This is a genomic window from Acidovorax sp. CCYZU-2555 (assembly GCF_018413525.1).
Lineage (GTDB): Bacteria > Pseudomonadota > Gammaproteobacteria > Burkholderiales > Burkholderiaceae_C > Comamonas.
The window spans coordinates 14,264-30,962 of the sequence record NZ_JAHCDD010000073.1 but is presented as its reverse complement, the minus strand read 5'-3'; the positions used below and the strand labels follow the sequence as shown (position 1 = coordinate 30,962).

17 protein-coding genes and 3 tRNA genes are annotated in these 16,699 nt (G+C 64.9%); 8 read left to right on the top strand and 12 right to left on the bottom strand.

All coding sequences use genetic code 11. The annotated features are described in order from the left end of the window. Positions 1-99: 99 nt before the first annotated feature. From KHY18_RS21520 to folC, 9 genes are all read right to left on the bottom strand, one after another. A tRNA-Asp gene (locus KHY18_RS21520) sits at positions 100-176 on the bottom strand. Positions 177-233: 57 nt separating this feature from the next. Further along, positions 234-309, bottom strand: a tRNA-Glu gene (locus KHY18_RS21515). A gap of 54 nt (positions 310-363) precedes the next feature. Next, positions 364-439, bottom strand: a tRNA-Ala gene (locus tag KHY18_RS21510). Between the two features lie 72 nt (positions 440-511). Further along, positions 512-1,915, bottom strand: a complete 1,404-nt coding sequence (gene gltX, locus KHY18_RS21505) for a glutamate--tRNA ligase (protein ID WP_213304705.1) — start codon at positions 1,913-1,915, stop codon at positions 512-514. Then, positions 1,912-3,126: an O-succinylhomoserine sulfhydrylase gene (locus KHY18_RS21500; RefSeq protein WP_213304703.1), complete on the bottom strand. Its 1,215-nt coding sequence runs from the start codon at positions 3,124-3,126 to the stop codon at positions 1,912-1,914. The genes gltX and KHY18_RS21500 overlap by 4 nt, the downstream gene beginning before the upstream one ends. Before the next feature lie 320 nt (positions 3,127-3,446). Further along, positions 3,447-4,955, bottom strand: a complete 1,509-nt coding sequence (purF, locus tag KHY18_RS21495; RefSeq protein ID WP_213304701.1) for an amidophosphoribosyltransferase — start codon at positions 4,953-4,955, stop codon at positions 3,447-3,449. 73 nt (positions 4,956-5,028) lie between these two features. Beyond that, positions 5,029-5,520, bottom strand: coding sequence for a CvpA family protein (locus KHY18_RS21490; protein ID WP_213304699.1), 492 nt, complete (start codon positions 5,518-5,520; stop codon positions 5,029-5,031). A gap of 22 nt (positions 5,521-5,542) precedes the next feature. Next, positions 5,543-6,436, bottom strand: a complete 894-nt coding sequence (locus KHY18_RS21485) for an SPOR domain-containing protein (protein WP_213304696.1) — start codon at positions 6,434-6,436, stop codon at positions 5,543-5,545. Between the two features lie 21 nt (positions 6,437-6,457). Further along, positions 6,458-7,783: a bifunctional tetrahydrofolate synthase/dihydrofolate synthase gene (gene folC / locus KHY18_RS21480; protein ID WP_213304692.1), complete on the bottom strand. Its 1,326-nt coding sequence runs from the start codon at positions 7,781-7,783 to the stop codon at positions 6,458-6,460. A gap of 61 nt (positions 7,784-7,844) precedes the next feature. Between folC and KHY18_RS21475 the strand changes: the two genes are divergently transcribed. From KHY18_RS21475 to KHY18_RS21455, 5 genes are all read left to right on the top strand, one after another. Next, positions 7,845-8,201 carry an ArsC family reductase gene (locus tag KHY18_RS21475; protein ID WP_213304689.1) on the top strand — a complete coding sequence of 119 codons (357 nt, stop codon included), beginning with the start codon at positions 7,845-7,847 and terminating at the stop codon, positions 8,199-8,201. Between the two features lie 118 nt (positions 8,202-8,319). Next, a complete protein-coding gene (locus tag KHY18_RS21470; RefSeq protein WP_213304686.1) occupies positions 8,320-9,057 on the top strand; it encodes a glycine zipper 2TM domain-containing protein in 738 nt (245 codons plus the stop codon). A 156-nt stretch (positions 9,058-9,213) separates the two neighbouring features. Continuing rightward, on the top strand, positions 9,214-9,531 hold the full coding sequence (gene ppnP, locus KHY18_RS21465; protein ID WP_213304684.1) for a pyrimidine/purine nucleoside phosphorylase: 318 nt from the start codon (positions 9,214-9,216) through the stop codon (positions 9,529-9,531). Positions 9,532-9,591: 60 nt separating this feature from the next. Continuing rightward, positions 9,592-10,929 (top strand): argininosuccinate synthase, encoded by a 1,338-nt coding sequence (gene argG / locus KHY18_RS21460; protein WP_213304681.1) that lies wholly within the window; start codon positions 9,592-9,594, stop codon positions 10,927-10,929. A 118-nt stretch (positions 10,930-11,047) separates the two neighbouring features. Further along, on the top strand, positions 11,048-12,385 hold the full coding sequence (locus KHY18_RS21455) for a diguanylate cyclase domain-containing protein (RefSeq protein WP_249729282.1): 1,338 nt from the start codon (positions 11,048-11,050) through the stop codon (positions 12,383-12,385). A 35-nt stretch (positions 12,386-12,420) separates the two neighbouring features. Here the strand turns inward: KHY18_RS21455 and KHY18_RS21450 are convergent, their stop codons facing one another. Further along, positions 12,421-13,035 (bottom strand): hemerythrin domain-containing protein, encoded by a 615-nt coding sequence (locus KHY18_RS21450; RefSeq protein WP_213304678.1) that lies wholly within the window; start codon positions 13,033-13,035, stop codon positions 12,421-12,423. Between the two features lie 382 nt (positions 13,036-13,417). On the opposite strand from KHY18_RS21450, the gene KHY18_RS21445 reads away from it, so the two are divergent. Next, complete coding sequence (locus KHY18_RS21445) at positions 13,418-14,278, top strand: cell envelope integrity TolA family protein (protein WP_349630325.1); 861 nt, start codon at positions 13,418-13,420, stop codon at positions 14,276-14,278. Between the two features lie 6 nt (positions 14,279-14,284). After that, a complete protein-coding gene (locus tag KHY18_RS27290; protein ID WP_283771354.1) occupies positions 14,285-14,407 on the top strand; it encodes a hypothetical protein in 123 nt (40 codons plus the stop codon). Between the two features lie 42 nt (positions 14,408-14,449). On the opposite strand, the gene KHY18_RS21440 is transcribed toward KHY18_RS27290, so the two are convergent. Then, the gene (locus KHY18_RS21440) at positions 14,450-15,340 is read right to left on the bottom strand and encodes a LysR substrate-binding domain-containing protein (protein ID WP_213304711.1); all 891 of its coding nucleotides are present in this window, start codon (positions 15,338-15,340) and stop codon (positions 14,450-14,452) included. Positions 15,341-15,436: 96 nt separating this feature from the next. On the opposite strand from KHY18_RS21440, the gene KHY18_RS21435 reads away from it, so the two are divergent. Next, entirely contained in the window at positions 15,437-16,204 is a 768-nt protein-coding gene (locus tag KHY18_RS21435; RefSeq protein ID WP_213304675.1) for a sulfite exporter TauE/SafE family protein, read from the top strand. Positions 16,205-16,215: 11 nt separating this feature from the next. Here KHY18_RS21435 and KHY18_RS21430 read toward each other — a convergent pair whose 3' ends face one another. After that, entirely contained in the window at positions 16,216-16,575 is a 360-nt protein-coding gene (locus KHY18_RS21430) for a VOC family protein (RefSeq protein ID WP_213304672.1), read from the bottom strand. Positions 16,576-16,699 lie beyond the last annotated feature (124 nt).

Below are 16,699 nucleotides of genomic sequence, written 5' to 3'. Positions count from 1 at the left end.
CGGGATCGAACCGATGACCTCTTGCATGCCATGCAAGCGCTCTCCCAGCTGAGCTATACCCCCAATGGATTCGTGCTATTAGGCATGAACCCTAAACTGTGGCGGAGTGGACGGGACTCGAACCCGCGACCCCCGGCGTGACAGGCCGGTATTCTAACCAACTGAACTACCACTCCTGGCAGAAAGCTTTGTGATTTGGTAAATATTTTCACCAAACCCAAGTGCTTCAAACTTGGCGACCCTACGGGGATTCGAACCCCGGTACTCACCGTGAAAGGGTGATGTCCTAGGCCTCTAGACGATAGGGTCAAAACCTTGGAACTTTCGTTCTTCAACGCTGCTCTTTTCAGAGCACATCAATTTTGGTGGAGGTAAACGGGATCGAACCGATGACCTCTTGCATGCCATGCAAGCGCTCTCCCAGCTGAGCTATACCCCCAAAATTTCCACCTTGACAACACAATCAATTTCTTGCTGTGTGTCGTTGAAGACTCGAATTATAGACAGGTTTTTAAGCGTTTTGCAATCTCGCAGCAATTTTTTCACGACCAAGCAATTCAAGCACTGCATCGACCGATGGCGTGTGCGCCGTACCCACGGTGAGGACCCGCACCGGCATGGCCAACTGGGGCATCTTCAGACCCTGGGCCTTGAGCACTTCCTTGAAGGTCGCAGAGATGGCTTCACGCGTCCACTCACAGGTAGCCAGTGCGCCAGCCAATGCGGCGATCGCGGGCTGCACGGCTTCGGTCACATGCTTGGCGCGCTCTTCTGCATCCGGCGTCACATCTCTATAGAACACCTGGGCCCAATCGGCCAGCGCCACCAGCGTGTCGCAGCGGTCCTTGAACAGACCACAGATGCGCACCAGGCGATCTTCGGCATCGAGTTCGGCGGCGGCAATGCCGCGCTTCTCGAGGAAAGGCTTCACCAATGCGGCCAGCGCCTGGTCGTCCAGCGCCTTGAGGTGCTGGGCGTTGACCCAGCGCAGCTTGGCTTCGTCGAACTGGCCCGCGCTGCGGCCCAGGTGGTCGAGGTTGAACCATTCGAGGAACTGGGCGCGGCTGAAGATCTCGTCGTCGCCATGGCTCCAGCCCAGACGCGCCAGATAGTTGACCATGGCGTCGGCCAGATAGCCTTCGTCACGGTATTGCGTCACGGCCTTGGCGCCATTGCGCTTGCTCATCTTCTCGCCCTGCTCGTTGAGCACCGTGGGCAGATGGGCGAACACCGGCACTTCGGCACCCAGCGCTTCGAAGATATGGATCTGGCGTGGCGTGTTGTTGATGTGGTCGTCGCCACGGATCACATGCGTGATCGCCATGTCCATGTCATCGACACAGACGCAGAAGTTATAGGTGGGCGTGCCGTCGGGGCGCGCGATCACCAGGTCGTCGAGTTCGCTGTTCTGGAATTCGATGCGGCCCTTGCACTTGTCTTCCCAGGCCACGACGCCGCCGTGGGGCGTCTTGAAGCGCAGCACGGGCTGCACGCCTTCGGGCACGGGCGGCAGCTGCTTGCCGGGCTCGGGGCGCCAGGTGCCGTCGTAGCGCGGCTTTTCCTTGTTGGCCATCTGCTTTTCGCGCAGCGCGTCCAGCTCCTGCATGCTCATGTAGCAGGGATAGACCAGGCCCTTCTCCTGCAGGCGCACCAGCACCTCCCTGTAGCGCTCGATGCGCTGCATCTGATAGAACGGGCCTTCATCGGGCGTGAGCTGCAGCCACTCCATGCCTTCGAGGATCACGTCGACCGACGCCTGGGTCGAACGCTCGACATCGGTGTCTTCGATGCGCAGGATGAAATCGCCACCGTTGGCGCGCGCGAAAGCCCAGGGATAGAGGGCCGAGCGGATGTTGCCCAGATGGATGAAGCCCGTGGGCGAAGGGGCGAAACGGGTACGTACTTTGGTGCTCATGACAGGGTGTCCAGTCCACGGCAGAGATCTGCCTTGATGTCTTCAAGATGTTCGAGGCCGACCGACAGACGGATCAGGCCTTGACCGATGCCGGCGACCTGGCGCTGGTCTTCGGAAAGCCGGCCGTGCGAGGTGCTGGCCGGGTGCGTGATGGTGGTCTTCACGTCGCCCAGGTTGGCGGTGATGCTGCACACGCGCGTGCTGTCGATGACCGCGAACGCGTTGGCGCGCAGCGCCTCGGGCGTGTCGCCGACCACGTCGAACGCGAGCACGCCGCCGCCCATGCCCGATTGCTGGCGCATGGCAAGTTCATGCTGGGGATGGGTGGGCAGGCCGGGGTAATGCACGCGCGCGACCTTGGGATGGGCTTCAAGCCAATGCGCCATTTCGAGCGCGGCCGCGCTCATGGCCTTGACGCGCAGCGACAGGGTTTCCATGCCCTTGAGCACGACCCAGGCGTTGAACGGCGCGAGGTTGAGCCCGGCGGTGCGCATGAAGGGGCCCATCTTGCCTTCGATCAGCGCCTTGGGGCCGCAGACCGCGCCCGACATGACACGGCCCTGGCCGTCGAGCAGCTTGGTGCCCGAATGCACGATCAGGTCGGCACCGAATTCCGCGGGCCGCTGCAGCACGGGCGAAGCGAAGCTGTTGTCGACCGCGAGCAAGGCGCCATGCGCGTGCGCGAGTTCGGCCAGCGCCGCGATATCGCACAGGTCGCCCAGCGGGTTGGTCGGGGTTTCGGCAAACAGCAGTTTGGTTTTAGGACGGATCGCGGCCTTCCAGGCGGCGACATCGGTCTGCGACACAAAGCTGGTGGTCACGCCAAAGCGCGCCATCTCGCCGCCCAGCAGCTTGATGGTCGAGCCGAACATCGACTGCGAGCAGATGATGTGGTCGCCGGCCTGGAGCATGGTCATCGCGACCAGCAGGATGGCGGCCATGCCGGTCGATGTCGCGACCGCGGCTTCGGTGCCTTCCATGGCCGCCAGACGGCGCTCGAAGCTGGTCACGGTGGGGTTCGATGTGCGGCTATAGGTATAGCCCGGCTCCTCGTTGGCGAAGCGGCGCGCGGCCGTGGCGGCATCGGGCTGCACGAAGCTGCTGGTGAGGTACAGCGCTTCGCTGTGCTCGCCCCATTGGCTGCGTTCGATGGATTCGCGCACCGCGAGGGTATCGGGGTGCAGGCCGGCGGGAAGGGTTCGTTCGGTCACGGTGGTATTCCTGTTGGTCCAGCGGAGGCTTCAGGGAGCCGGGGCCGGCAGCACAAAGAAAAACGAGCCAAACCCGCTTGAGGCCAGGCCTTTTCGCGTTTTTAGCTCTTTTTCATCGACCGCCGGCGCCGGCGCACGCTGGTGCGCCCCGCCACATTGCAATCGTTCTTAGAGCCGCTAACACGACCCAGCAAATCGAAGATTTGCGGTTGCTGCTAGGCGCGGCCGGCTAGGCGCGGTGCCGCAGGCAGTGCAACTAGCACGACAAGGCGACGCAACGACGCAGCAAGGGTTGTGTTAGCGGCTCTTACTGTAACGGCTCAGGCGTCCTGGGCGTTGGGCAGCGACAGGCGCGAGGTATCGACATCGCCTTCTTCGGCGCCGCCGGTGCGGCCCGCGTTGAGCGCTGCAATGTCGAGGTCGGAAATGTCGCCGGTCACGTACACGCCGTCGAAGCACGAGGCTTCAAAGCCGTTGACGTTGGCATTCAGCGCCCCAATGGCTTTCTTCATGCCGTCGACGTCCTGATAGATCAGTGCGTCGCAACCGATCACCTGGCGGATTTCCTCGACCGTGCGGTCGTGCGCGACCAGCTCGCTCTTGGTGGGCATGTCGATGCCGTAGACGTTGGGGAAGCGCACCGGAGGCGCGGCGCTCGCCAGGTACACCTTGTTGGCGCCGGCGTCGCGTGCCATCTGCACGATTTCCTTGGAGGTGGTGCCGCGCACGATGGAGTCATCGACCAACAGCACGTTGCGGCCCTTGAACTCGCTGCCGATGGCATTGAGCTTCTGGCGCACCGATTTCTTGCGCGCGCCCTGACCGGGCATGATGAAGGTGCGACCGACGTAGCGGTTCTTCACGAAGCCTTCGCGGTATGGCAGACCCAGCAGCTGGGCCAGCTGCATGGCGCTCGGACGGCTCGATTCGGGAATCGGGATGATCACGTCGATCTCGTTCGGCGGCACCGTGGAGATCACGCGCTTGGCCAGCGATTCGCCCAGGTTCAGACGCGCCTGGTAGACCGAGATGCCGTCCATGACGGAATCGGGGCGCGCCAGGTAGACGTATTCGAAGATGCAGGGGTGCAGCGAGCTCTTTTCAGCGCACTGTTCGGCCTGCACGCTGCCGTCGAGGCCGATATAGACGGCTTCGCCCGGAGCGACATCGCGCTCCAGCGTGTACAGGTTGCCTTCGAGGGCGACCGATTCGCTGCCCAGCATGATGCTGCCGTCGGCACCGCGACCGATGCACAGCGGACGAATGCCGTACGGGTCACGGAAAGCCAGCAGGCCGTAGCCGGCGATCAGCGCGATCACCGCGTACGAACCGCGCACACGCTTGTGCACCGCGCGCACGGCCTTGAACACGTCGACGCTCTTGAGCGGCGCGCCGCTGGTGGCACGCGCGAGTTCATGCGCCAGCACGTTCAGCAGCACTTCCGAGTCGCTGTCCGTATTGGTGTGGCGGTGGTCGGTGTCGGCCAGCTCGGCACGCAGTTGCTTGGCGTTGGTCAGGTTGCCGTTGTGCACCATGACGATGCCGAAAGGCGCGTTGACGTAGAAGGGCTGGGCCTCTTCTTCGCTGGCCGCGTTGCCGGCCGTGGGGTAGCGCACCTGGCCCAGGCCGATGTTGCCCGGCAGCGCGCGCATGTTGCGCGTACGGAAAACATCGCGCACCATGCCCTTGGCCTTGTGCATGTAGAACTTGCGTTCCTGTTGGGTCACGATGCCTGCCGCATCCTGTCCGCGGTGCTGCAAAAGCAGTAGCGCGTCATAGATCAGCTGATTCACGGGTGCAGTGCTGACTACACCGACGATTCCACACATAGTTGCGTTCCATCCATCCGCGGGAAAAGTCCCGCCATTCTTGCAAGGCCGCCCGGGTAGGGCCGCCCTGCCCTCATCTTGAAGGCAAATACCTTCCCAATTCCTGCGGCAGCGCCGGCATCCAGTCCAGCAGCAGGCCACCGAGTTGCGGCGCAATCAGCGATTGCTGCCACCACTCCGACTGCTGCAAAGGCGTGTAAATCACCACCAAGGTCACAACGACCAGCAGCAGACCGCCACGCAGCAGACCAAATACCGCGCCCAGCGTGCGGTCCACGGGCCGCAGACCCACGCCATCAATCAGTCGCTTGACGAGACTGGAGACCAGGCCCCAGACAAACGCCACAGCAATAAACGTCACCACAAAACCAGCGGCATAACGCAGCGATACATCGCTGCTGCCCATCGGCAACCAGCCGCCCATTGTCTCCGCCCCGTAGCGCGCCGCCACGAAGGCCACGAGCCACCCTACGAGCGACAGGAGTTCATACACCAGCCCGCGCCAGGCGCCCAGCAGCAACGACCCCAGCACCACGGCCAGAAAAATCCAGTCGACAGCGCCCATGGTCAAGAAGCAATGCCGCGCATCAAGGCTTGATCACCGACGCCGGCAGACCCAGGCTCTTGACCCGCGCCGCCGCCTTCTCGGCTTCGGCCCGGCTGTTGTAGGGGCCCACACGCACCCGGGTGCGCTGGCCGTCCTTGGTCGACACTGACTGCGTGAACGCCTTGAGGCCTGCGCCTTCGAGCTTGGCACGCACTTCACGCGCCTTGTCTGCATCGCCAAACGCGCCGACCTGGACCACGACTCGCTCGCTGCTGGCCTCGGCCTGTGCCGGTGCCCGGCCTTCGAGCAGTGCGCGTGCGCGCGCCGCTTCATCGACCTTGGGCTTTTGTTCGACCTTGGGCTCGGGCTTTGGCACAGGCTTTGGCTCGGGCTTGGGTTCAGGCTTGGGTTCGGGTTTCGGTTTGACCGGGGCTTCGACCTTTGGCTCGGGTTTCGCGGGCGCAGGCTTGGGCGGCTCCACCTTGACAGGTGCGGCCGCGGGCGGCGACATCAAGGGGGGCACGGGCGGCATGGGTACGGGCACGGCAGCCGCACGCGGCGCGGCCACGGGCTTCGACGGCTCGAAGACCTCTTCGCCCTTGTCGAGCGACGCATGCGCGGCCACGGACGTGGAAGGACCAACCGCCGCGGCCGGAGCCGGCGCCGAGGTTTCGCCCGGCACCATCAGCGGCGCGACATGGCCACGGTCGGGAATTTCAATCGGAATATCGACCGGAATCGGCCGCGGCTGGGTGTCGAACAGCAGCGGGAAACCCACCACGCCGACGAGCACCAGCACGGCCGCGCCTATCAGCCGGTGGCGCGCACGACTGCGCATGACGTCGACGCTTTCCACCTGGGCAGCGCGGGAACGCGTGACGGATTTGTCCGCCGCTTCTTTTTTGCCAAACCAAGAGAACTTGAAAAATGCCATGAAGTGCAGACTCGTTCAGGCTTATTCGCCCAGATGCTTGGCTTGCAAACGCGGCGTGCCATGAAGCAGCACACCACCCACCGTATAAAACGAGCCAAAGACCACGATTCTATCAGCGGGGTCCGCCGCGGCGACGGCCGCCTGCAAGGCCAACTCGGGAGTCGCATGCAGGCTGGTGGTCACTTCACGCCGTCCACCGGCCACCATCTGCACCGCATTCCATTTCTGCTGCAGGCCCACGGCCGTGTCGGCACGCGCTGTGGGCAGGTCGCAGAAGTACCAGCGATCGATCAGCGGGCCGACCTTGGCGAACATCGGCGCGAGGTCCTTGTCGGCCATCGCGCCAAAAACCGCATGGGTCGTGGGGAAAAAGCCCATCGCATCGAGGTTGGCCGTCAGCGCCGCGACCGAATGCGGGTTGTGCGCGACATCGAGCACCAGCGTGGGCTGGCCGGGAACGATCTGGAAACGCCCCGGCAACTCGACCATGGCCATGCCCGTGCGCACGGCCTGGGCCGTGACCGGCAGGCGGTCGCGCAAGGCCTCGAACGCGGCCAGCGCACCCGCGGCGTTGACCAGTTGGTTCGCGCCGCGCAGCGCGGGATAGGCCAGGCCCGCATAGCGGCGGCCGCGCCCGGCCCAGCCCCATTGCTGCTTGTCGCCGGAGAAGTTGAAATCCTGGCCGAACTGCCACAGCTGGGCGCCGATCTCGTTGGCATGGTCGATCACGCTTTGCGGCGCGACCGGATCGCTGACGATCACCGGACGGCCCGGACGCATGATGCCGGCCTTTTCGCGGCCAATGGTCTCGCGGTCCTTGCCCAGCAGCTCGGTATGGTCGATGTCGATGCTGGTGATGATCGCGCAGTCGGTGTCGATGATGTTGGTCGCATCCAGGCGCCCGCCCAGGCCGACTTCGAGAATCGCCACGTCGAGACCCGATTGGCTCAGCAGATGCATGATGCCCAGCGTGGTGAACTCGAAATAGGTCAGCTGGATTTCATTGCCGCCCTGCACACGCGCGGCCTCGACCGCCTCGAAGCTGCCCATCAGCTGCTCGGCGCTGGCGATTTCACCGCCTATGCGGCAGCGCTCCTCGAAATGCACCAGGTGCGGCGACGTATAGACGCCGGGCTTGTAGCCGGACTGCAAGGCCACGGCCTCGAGCATGGCGCAGGTCGATCCCTTGCCATTCGTGCCAGCCACGGTGATCACCGGGCAGTCGAAACGCAGCGCCAGGCGCTGGGCCACTTCGCGCACGCGCTCCAGGCCCATGGCGATGTTTTGGGGGTGAAGGCGCTCGCAATAAGAGAGCCAGGCTTCCAGATTGGGGAATGTGGTGTGCATACTGCGCGCATTGTCGCCCAGCAGCGGCAGCTCGATTGGCTTTACCCGGAGTATCCCCTTCATGATCGTTTACGGCATTCCCAACTGCGACACCGTCAAGAAAGCCCGCCAGTGGCTCACCAGCCACGGCCAGGAGCACCAGTTCCATGATTTCAAGAAGCTCGGCGTTCCGTCCGCGCCGCTCGCGCGCTGGATCGAAGCCGTGGGCTGGGAGAAAGTCGTCAACCGCCAGGGCACGACCTGGCGCAAGCTCGACGCCGCGGCCCAGGCCGGCGTGCAGGACGCGGCCAGCGCCAGCGCGCTGGTGCAGGCCCAGCCCAGCCTGATCAAGCGCCCGGTGGTGGAATGGCCCGATGGCAGCATCAGCGTGGGCTTCCAGGCCGATGCCTGGGAAGCGCGGCTCGCCGAAAAGCCCTGATCCACATACAAACACTTACCGGCGTTTACCCCCCAGGAGTGCGCGCTTCACGGACCAGGCCTAGAATTTGGGGTATTGCCGGGGCATGACTGCCACGGTCAGCAAAGGAGCTTGAGCCATGAAGAATTTGATCTGGATCGGGGCCGCAGCCGCGCTGTCGACAGGCGCAGCCATGGCCCAGGAACAAGGCCGTGTGCTGTCCGTGACTGCCGTGCAGCAGCAGGTGAGCGTGCCCCAGCAGGTCTGCCAGGACGAAAGCGTTGCGGTGCGCCAGCGCAGTTCGGGCGCGGGCGCGGTGATCGGCGCCGTGGTCGGCGGTCTTGCGGGCAATGCGATCGGTGGCGGCTCTGGCCGCGCGGCCGCGACGGGCGCAGGCCTGGTCGGCGGCGCGATGCTGGGCAACCAGCTCGAAGGCAATGGCGGCACTGAATACCAGACCGTGCGCCGCTGCACCACGCAGAATTACTACCGCAACCAGACCGCGGGCTACGACGTGGTCTACGAGTACGCGGGCCGCCAGTACACGACGCGCACCGCCACCCCTCCGGGCGACTGGATCGCGCTGAGCGTGCAACCGGCCCAGCCGCAGGGGTACAACCCCGGCTACGCGCCCGGCTATTACGGCACGCAGGACGCCTACCAGGGCCAGGCCTACCCGCCGGTTACCTACGCCACACCGCAGACGGTCTATACCGCGCCCCCGGATACGGGCTACAGCGCCGCCGACTATGTGGCACCCATACTGCTGGGCGCGACGATTGCCGCGGGCGCGCACTATGTGCTCAAGCCGCGCAACCGCTGGGACGGCCCGCGCTACTACGAACGCCCGCGCCACCGCCACGACTGGCGCCGCTGAGCGGCCCATCCCTGCGGCCTTGACCCCTCTTCACCAGCGCCCCTGGAACCAACGTTCCCGGGGCGCTTTGCATGGCGACGCCCCTGCACGCAGCGCGGGGGACGCTGGCTGGCCTAAAATCAGCGCTTTGCCCACTTACACGGACCGCGTTCTTCCATGACCACCGAAAACTTCGCCGGCGTTACCCTCACCACCAAAGCCAACGTCTACTTCGACGGCAAGTGCGTGAGCCATAGCTTCACCCTCGCCGACGGCACCAAGAAATCGGTGGGCGTGGTCCTGCCCGCCACGCTGACCTTCGGCACGGCCGCCGCCGAAATCATGGAATGCGTGGGCGGAGCCTGCGAATACCGCCTCGACGGCACCGACCAGTGGCTCAGCTCCCAGGCCGGCGAGTCGTTTCACATTCCCGCGAATTCGAAGTTCGACATCCGCGTGACCGAGGCCTACCACTACATCTGCCACTACGCGTGAGCCCGGCGGCCGGCCTGCGGGCCGGACCCACTTAAATTCTCTTACCCAGAGTGCACTGATATGGAAACCATCCTCAAAAACCTTCCCGTCGGCGACAAAGTCGGCATTGCCTTCTCCGGCGGCCTCGACACCAGCGCCGCGCTGCGCTGGATGAAGAACAAGGGCGCCGTGCCCTACGCCTACACCGCCAACCTGGGCCAGCCCGACGAAGCGGATTACGACGAAATCCCGCGCAAGGCGATGGAATACGGCGCTGAGAAGGCCCGCCTGATCGACTGCCGCACGCAGCTGGTCAACGAAGGCATCGCCGCCATCCAGGCCGGCGCCTTCCACATCTCGACCGGTGGCATCACCTACTTCAACACCACGCCGCTGGGCCGTGCCGTGACCGGCACCATGCTGGTCGCCGCGATGAAGGAAGACGACGTCCACATCTGGGGTGACGGCTCGACTTTCAAGGGCAACGACATCGAGCGCTTCTACCGCTACGGTCTGCTCACCAACCCCGCGCTGCGCATCTACAAGCCCTGGCTGGACCAGGCCTTCATCGACGAACTCGGCGGTCGCGCCGAAATGTCGGCCTTCATGACCAAGGAAGGTTTCGGCTACAAGATGAGCGCCGAAAAGGCCTACTCGACCGACTCCAACATACTGGGCGCGACGCACGAAGCCAAGGATCTGGAACTGCTGTCGAGCGGCATCCGCATCGTGAACCCCATCATGGGCGTGGCCTTCTGGAAGCCTGAAGTCGAAGTCAAGGCCGAAGAAGTCTCGGTGACGTTCGAAGAAGGCCGTCCCGTGGCCCTCAACGGCAAGCGCATCGACGACCCCGTCGAACTGTTCCTCGAAGCCAACCGCATCGGCGGCCGCCACGGCCTGGGCATGAGCGACCAGATCGAGAACCGCATCATCGAAGCCAAGAGCCGCGGCATCTACGAAGCCCCGGGCATGGCGCTGCTGCACATCGCCTACGAACGCCTGGTGACCGGCATCCACAACGAAGACACCATCGAGCAGTACCGCATCAACGGCCTGCGCCTGGGCCGTCTGCTGTACCAGGGCCGCTGGTTCGATCCCCAGGCCATCATGCTGCGCGAAACCGCCCAGCGCTGGGTCGCGCGCGCCATTACCGGCACCGTGACGCTGGAACTGCGCCGCGGCAACGACTACTCGTTGCTCAACACCGAGTCGGACAACCTGACGTACCAGCCCGAACGCCTGTCGATGGAAAAAGTCGAGGACGCGCCGTTCTCGCCCGCGGACCGCATCGGTCAGCTGACCATGCGCAACCTCGACCTGATGGATACGCGCGACAAGCTCGCCATCTATGCCAAGACCGGCCTGCTGTCGATGGGCAGCGGTTCGGCCCTGCCGCAACTGGGCAACGACAACAACTGATCGGACGCGCTCCGGTCACCGAAAGCCACGCCATCGCCCGATGGACGTGGCTTTTTTTTGCATCCATTGAAGGCATGATGGTGGTCTCGGACGCTGCAGCACCTGACGGACCCACGACATGAACGCTCACCCTGATACTTCGGCCGGACATGTTCCCATGCAGCAGAAAAGCGATCCTTTGTTCAGCACGATCCTGGATCTGCTGCTGGATGCGGTCTGCGTGGTGGATGCGCAGGGATACTTCGTCTTTGCCAGTGCGGCCTGTGAAGCGATATTCGGCTATACGCCGCAGGAAATGGTCGGCCGGCGCATGCTCGACATGGTGGCGCCGCAAGACCGGGAAAGAACGCTGCAGGCCGCGCAGAACGTCATGGCCGGGCACAGCCACCTGCATTTCGAGAACCGCTATGTGCGCAAGGACGGAACACTCATAGATTTGATGTGGTCGGCGCGCTGGTCCGAAGTCGACCAGGTGCGGATTGCCGTGGCGCGCGACATTACGGCGCGCAAACGGGCACAGGCGATGCAGACCGCGACCAATGCCATTTCCGAAGCCGCGCATGAGGCCCAGGACATGCGCGAACTGCTGGAACGCGTCCATCGCATCATCGACGCATTGCTGCCCTGCAGCGCGTTCGCCGTGGCCTTGCGCGACGCGACCGATCAAGTGCTGGCGTTTCCTTACTTGGTGCTCGAGGAAAATGCGGGCGCCGAAACACCCATGCTGCAGGCATTTTGCGAGGAGGTCACCCAGACCCCCGACCCGCTCGCCGGGCCGGGTCTGACGCTGCGCGGCGACAATGCATCGTACTGGCTGGGCGTGCCGCTGATCACGCAGCAAGGCGTGGTGGGCGCGCTGGTGCTCAAGCGCCATGCCACTGCCGCGCAGGACCAGGAGGTGCTGCAGTGCATCGCCACGCAGGTGGCCTCGGCCGTGGAGCGCCGGCGCCTCTACGCGAGCCTGCAATTCATGGCGCATTTCGACACGCTCACGGGATTGGTCAACCGCAGCGTTCTGCATGACCGCCTGTGCCATGCACTGGCACGCGCGGGGCGCGACGGACTGTTTCTGTGCGTGCTGTATCTGGATCTGGACCGATTCAAGCAGATCAACGATTGCCTGGGTCATGCGGTCGGCGACAGCCTGCTCAAGGCCTTCGCGCAGCGCCTCAAAAGCTGTTTTCGCACCTACGACACGGTGGCGCGCGTGGGCGGCGACGAGTTCGTGGTGCTGCTCGAGTCCAGCGAACCCCTGGATGGCGCATGGATCATGGCGCACCAGATTGCCGATGCGTTCGATGCGCCGTTCGAGATCGATGGACAGCTGCTGACCGTACAGACGAGCATAGGCAGCGCCAGCTACCCCGAACACGGCAGCGACGAGCACACGCTGCTGCAGCATGCGGACAACAGCATGTACCGCATGAAAAAGGCCCGCGGCCAAGGCAATTCATGAGCCAGGCGTGATCCGCGCGCCATGCGGGTTGCGCCCTATTTCTGCAGCTTCTTTTCGATTGTCGCACCGGCCTTCTCTTCCTTCTTGCGGCGGTTGAACACCTGGCGCATGTAGCGAATATCGCTGTCGGACAGGTGCTTTTGCGCGGCGACGAACTGCTCCTGCTCTTCTTCGCGAATGTGATGCAGGTACTCGTCGCGCAGCGCGGCGAAGCGCCGCAGCCAGCCGGGCGAGGCCATGTCGCGCGCGGCCAGGTCGGCCATCATCTTGTCCATTTCCTTGTGCTCGCCCACGGCGTGGCGCGCGTCGTCGGTGGTCGCGGGATTGCGCATCACGCTGGACCACAGCGCCTGCTCCTCGGCCGCCGCATGGCCCTTGATTTCCTTGACCAGCTCGATGAACAGGCGCTCGCGTTCGGGCGAATGGCCGTGGGTCACACTGATCATCGCCAGCAGCGCGCGGTGGTGGTCATGGTCTTCGACCAGCCGGCCGAAGATGTCGGCATCGCCGCGAAAACGCGTGGCCGGCGTGCTGCCGATGTTCGCGGGCACGTCCACGGCAATCGCTTTGGCCTTGGCGACCGCGGCGCGTCGGGCCTGCATGGGGGGAATGGGCTTGGTGGTCTTGGCTTCGCTGGCGGTTCTGTTCATTGCGGTCCTCATGGTGGTGCATGGTTGTTTTTCCTGTCCATCCTGACCTTTGACCAAAGCGGCGCCGGACTGTGTAAGCCGAACACGCATTGACGCCTCATCCTGCGCCGTGATCCCGCAGCGTGCCGCGCAGCAGCGCCATTCCTGCAACGAAAGGCGCTTGAATCGGATACGTTTCTTCCTGTTTCCTTACAAACGATTCAGGGGCGGCGCACCAAAAATGGGACTTTTCCAACCAACCGGAAGGCTTTCCATGACGGCACCTAACTACGTCCAGCCCGACCCCCTTGCTCCTTCCGCCCTGTCCCGGGCCGTAGAAGCATCCGGGGTGTCCTGGGCCGCAATTTTCGCGGGCGCGCTCGCCGCTGCGGCTCTGTCTCTTGTGCTTTTCATCCTTGGCATAGGCCTGGGCCTGTCGTCGGTTTCGGTCTGGTCGGGCCGAGGCGTCGAAGGTGAAACCTTTGGCTGGACCGCCGCAGCCTGGTTTGCGTTCACCCAACTCGCTTCGGCGGGCGTCGGTGGCTACATTGCCGGCCGCCTGCGCACGCGCTGGGTCGGCGTGCAGGTCGATGAAGTCTATTTCCGCGATACCGCCCATGGCTTTCTGGCCTGGTCGCTGGCAACGCTGCTGATGGTGGCCCTGATGGGCTCGGTCGCGGGCAGCGCGATCTCCAGCACCGCAAAGGCCGCGGGCGCCGTGGCATCGGGTGCGGCAACGGTGGTCGGCGGCGGCGTGCAGGCAGCGGTTGCCGGCGCGGCCGGTGCGGCCACGTCGGGCAGCGACGGCCAGGGTGCTTCGGCCAACCGCTTCGGCTATTGGGTCGACAGCCTGTTCCGCCCCGCGCCCACAACCGAGGGAGCGACCGCCGTCGTGCCGCCAAGCCAGCGCTCGCCGGCCGACGTGGCCAAGGAAGTCACAAGCATCTACGCCAATGCGCTGCAGACCGGCAAGCTGCCTGAAGAAGACGCGCGCTATGTTGCACAACTGGTCGCCGAACGCACGGGTCTGACCCCGGCCCAGGCCCAGGAACGCGTGCAGAAGTCGTTCGAGCAGACCCAGCAGCAGATCGCCCAGGCCAAGGCAAAGATCGATGAAGCCGAAGTCAAGGCCAAGGAAGCCGCAGAAACCGCACGCAAGGTGGCTGCGCATTCGATGCTGTGGCTGTTTGTCGCGCTGCTGATCGGCGCCTTTGTCGCCAGCCTGTCCGCCACCTGGGGTGGCCGCCAACGCGACGCTTTCTAAACCCTTTTGTCCACCGCCGGCCCCACCAGGCCGGCCCAACCACTTGAAGGACTCACCATGCGCTCCATTCTCCTGTTCCTGCTGGGCATTCCGATTCCCATCATCATCCTGATCGCGCTGTTTACCTGATACGCGATTCCTGACTTCCAAGCCCGCCGCGTGCGGGCTTTTTCATGGGGAATCCGCCAGCAGATGCCGCACCAGCTGCTGCGCGGGCGCGGCCAGCGTGTCGAGATCGCGCACGCACAGCACCAGATTGCGCGCGGCCCAGGCGTCGGTCAACGCAATGCGCTTGACCTTTGCCGTGCGCGCCTGGCGCGCCGCCACCGCCAGCGGAACAATGCCCACGCCTATCCCCTCGCCCACCATGCGGCACACCGACTCGAAGCTGCGCAGGCGAATGCGGTAGTTCAGCCGCTTGCCCAGCCGGCGCGCATGCTGCGTGATGTGCGCCTGCAAGGCGCTGCCTTCGACCAGGCCCACAAACGCGCAATCCGCGACCTCCGACAAGGCCAGGGCCTTGCGCCGGGCCAGCACATGGTCGCGCGGCACGACCAGCACCAGCGGGTCGGCGCGAAACGCAAAGGTCTGCAGACCTGCAAGATCCACCGAGTCGGAGACCATGCCGATGTCGCAGACCGCGTCGCGCAGCGCATCGACGATCTCGCTGCTCGCACGCTCCTCCAGATCGACGCAGATACCGGGATGCCGGGCGAGAAAGCCGCCCAGCACCTGCGGCAGGTGTTCGCTCAGGGCCGAGGTATTGCACAGCAGGCGCACATGGCCCTTGAGGCCGGCGCTGTAATCGGCGAGTTCGCCCTGCAGGCGGTCCATCTGCTGCAGCACCAGGCGCGCGTGGTGGATTAGCGTGCGCCCCGCGGGGGTCACCTGCACGCCGCGGCGTTCGCGCAGCAGCAGCGCCACGCCCAGCGCCTCTTCCATGCCGCGCACGCGCTCGCTGGCCGAAGCCAGCGTCATGTGGCTGCGCTCGGCGCCGCCCGTGATCGTTCCCGCCTCATGGACGTGCAAAAAGAGCCGCAGATCGGTCAGGTCGAAGCGCATGGGCGCAAAGTACCACATCAAGGCTCAGGGTGGGCCTGAGGCTGGCTACGCGACTTCCGCATTCCGCGCCGCGCCTGGCGTCGCCAGAATCGCGCCATGAACTTCCCCTTTTCGCTTTCCGACGCCGCCTGGCCGCTGCTGGTCGCCCTGGTCTTCGTGCTCGCCGGCCTGGTCAAGGGCGTGGTGGGCCTGGGCCTGCCCACCATCGCCATGGCCTTGCTCGCGCTGCTGATGACACCGGCCCAGGCCGCGGCGCTGCTGATCGTGCCGTCGCTGGTCACCAACGTCTGGCAGATCAGGCCCTGGTCGGCGCTGGGGCCGCTGCTGCGCCGGCTGGCGCCCATGCAAGTCGGCGTGTTCGTCGGCACGCTGGCCGGCGCCTGGGCGCTGGGCGCGCCCGCAGGTGCCTGGGCCACGGTGTGCCTGGGCGTGGCGCTGATCGGCTATGCGGTCTGGGGCCTCACGGGCGCGCGGCTGACCGTGCGCGCGGCCAGCGAGCCGTGGCTGGGCCCGGTGATAGGCGCGATGACGGGGCTGGTGACCGCGGCCACGGGCGTGTTCGTGATTCCCGCCGTACCGTATCTGCAGGCGCTGGGCTTGCAGCGCGATGCGCTGATACAGGCCATGGGCATTTCCTTCACGGTCTCGACCGTGGCGCTCGCGGCCGGCCTCTACTTCAATGCGCAGTATTCGAGCACCAGCCTGGGCGCGTCGGCGCTGCTGCTGCTGCCCGCGCTCGCGGGCATGGCGCTGGGGCAGTCGCTGCGCCACCGGCTGTCGCCCCTGCTGTTCAGAAAAGTCTTTCTGGGCAGCCTGATCGTGCTGGGCCTGCACATGGTGATCAAGGAGATGCTCGCGCCGTGACGCGCTAGTGCTCAGTGCGGCTCGGCCGACCAGACCGCCAGCTCGTAGCCGTCCGGGTCCTGGAAGTGGAAGCGGCGCCCGCCCGGGAAAGCGAATACCGGCCTGGTGATGATCGCGCCCGCGGCTTCGAGGTGCTGCTGCGTTTCGGCCAGATCATCGGCGTACAGAATGACCAGCGGGCCGCCGGGACGAACGGCCTCGCCCGTGGTGAAGCCGCCGGTCAGGCGGCCATCGCTGAACTCGGTGTACGTGGGTCCGTAGTCGGTGAACTGCCAATCGAAGGCCGCGCCATAGAACGCCTTGCTGCGCGCGATGTCGGCGACATTGAATTCGATGTTGTCGATCTTGCGATCGCGGTCGGTGGTGGCCATGCTTTTTCCTGGGTTGAATGAACTGCCGCCATGATCGCCTGGCCGCGGCCCGGTGTCTTGAACAAATCGGCCAGCGGCCGCGTTCCATGGCCGGCGCCGACGAGGTTAGTGCAAACGTGGATAG

Bases quoted from the DNA above. Each gene is read 5' to 3' on its own strand.
- gltX (WP_213304705.1), bottom strand. From the start codon at position 1,915: ATGAGCACCAAAGTACGTACCCGTTTCGCCCCTTCGCCCACGGGCTTC.
- purF (WP_213304701.1), bottom strand. From the start codon at position 4,955: ATGTGTGGAATCGTCGGTGTAGTCAGCACTGCACCCGTGAATCAGCTG.
- KHY18_RS21490 (WP_213304699.1), bottom strand. From the start codon at position 5,520: ATGGGCGCTGTCGACTGGATTTTTCTGGCCGTGGTGCTGGGGTCGTTG.
- KHY18_RS21485 (WP_213304696.1), bottom strand. From the start codon at position 6,436: ATGGCATTTTTCAAGTTCTCTTGGTTTGGCAAAAAAGAAGCGGCGGAC.
- folC (WP_213304692.1), bottom strand. From the start codon at position 7,783: ATGCACACCACATTCCCCAATCTGGAAGCCTGGCTCTCTTATTGCGAG.
- KHY18_RS21475 (WP_213304689.1), top strand. From the start codon at position 7,845: ATGATCGTTTACGGCATTCCCAACTGCGACACCGTCAAGAAAGCCCGC.
- KHY18_RS21470 (WP_213304686.1), top strand. From the start codon at position 8,320: ATGAAGAATTTGATCTGGATCGGGGCCGCAGCCGCGCTGTCGACAGGC.
- ppnP (WP_213304684.1), top strand. From the start codon at position 9,214: ATGACCACCGAAAACTTCGCCGGCGTTACCCTCACCACCAAAGCCAAC.
- argG (WP_213304681.1), top strand. From the start codon at position 9,592: ATGGAAACCATCCTCAAAAACCTTCCCGTCGGCGACAAAGTCGGCATT.
- KHY18_RS21455 (WP_249729282.1), top strand. From the start codon at position 11,048: ATGAACGCTCACCCTGATACTTCGGCCGGACATGTTCCCATGCAGCAG.
- KHY18_RS21450 (WP_213304678.1), bottom strand. From the start codon at position 13,035: ATGAACAGAACCGCCAGCGAAGCCAAGACCACCAAGCCCATTCCCCCC.
- KHY18_RS21440 (WP_213304711.1), bottom strand. From the start codon at position 15,340: ATGCGCTTCGACCTGACCGATCTGCGGCTCTTTTTGCACGTCCATGAG.
- KHY18_RS21435 (WP_213304675.1), top strand. From the start codon at position 15,437: ATGAACTTCCCCTTTTCGCTTTCCGACGCCGCCTGGCCGCTGCTGGTC.
- KHY18_RS21430 (WP_213304672.1), bottom strand. From the start codon at position 16,575: ATGGCCACCACCGACCGCGATCGCAAGATCGACAACATCGAATTCAAT.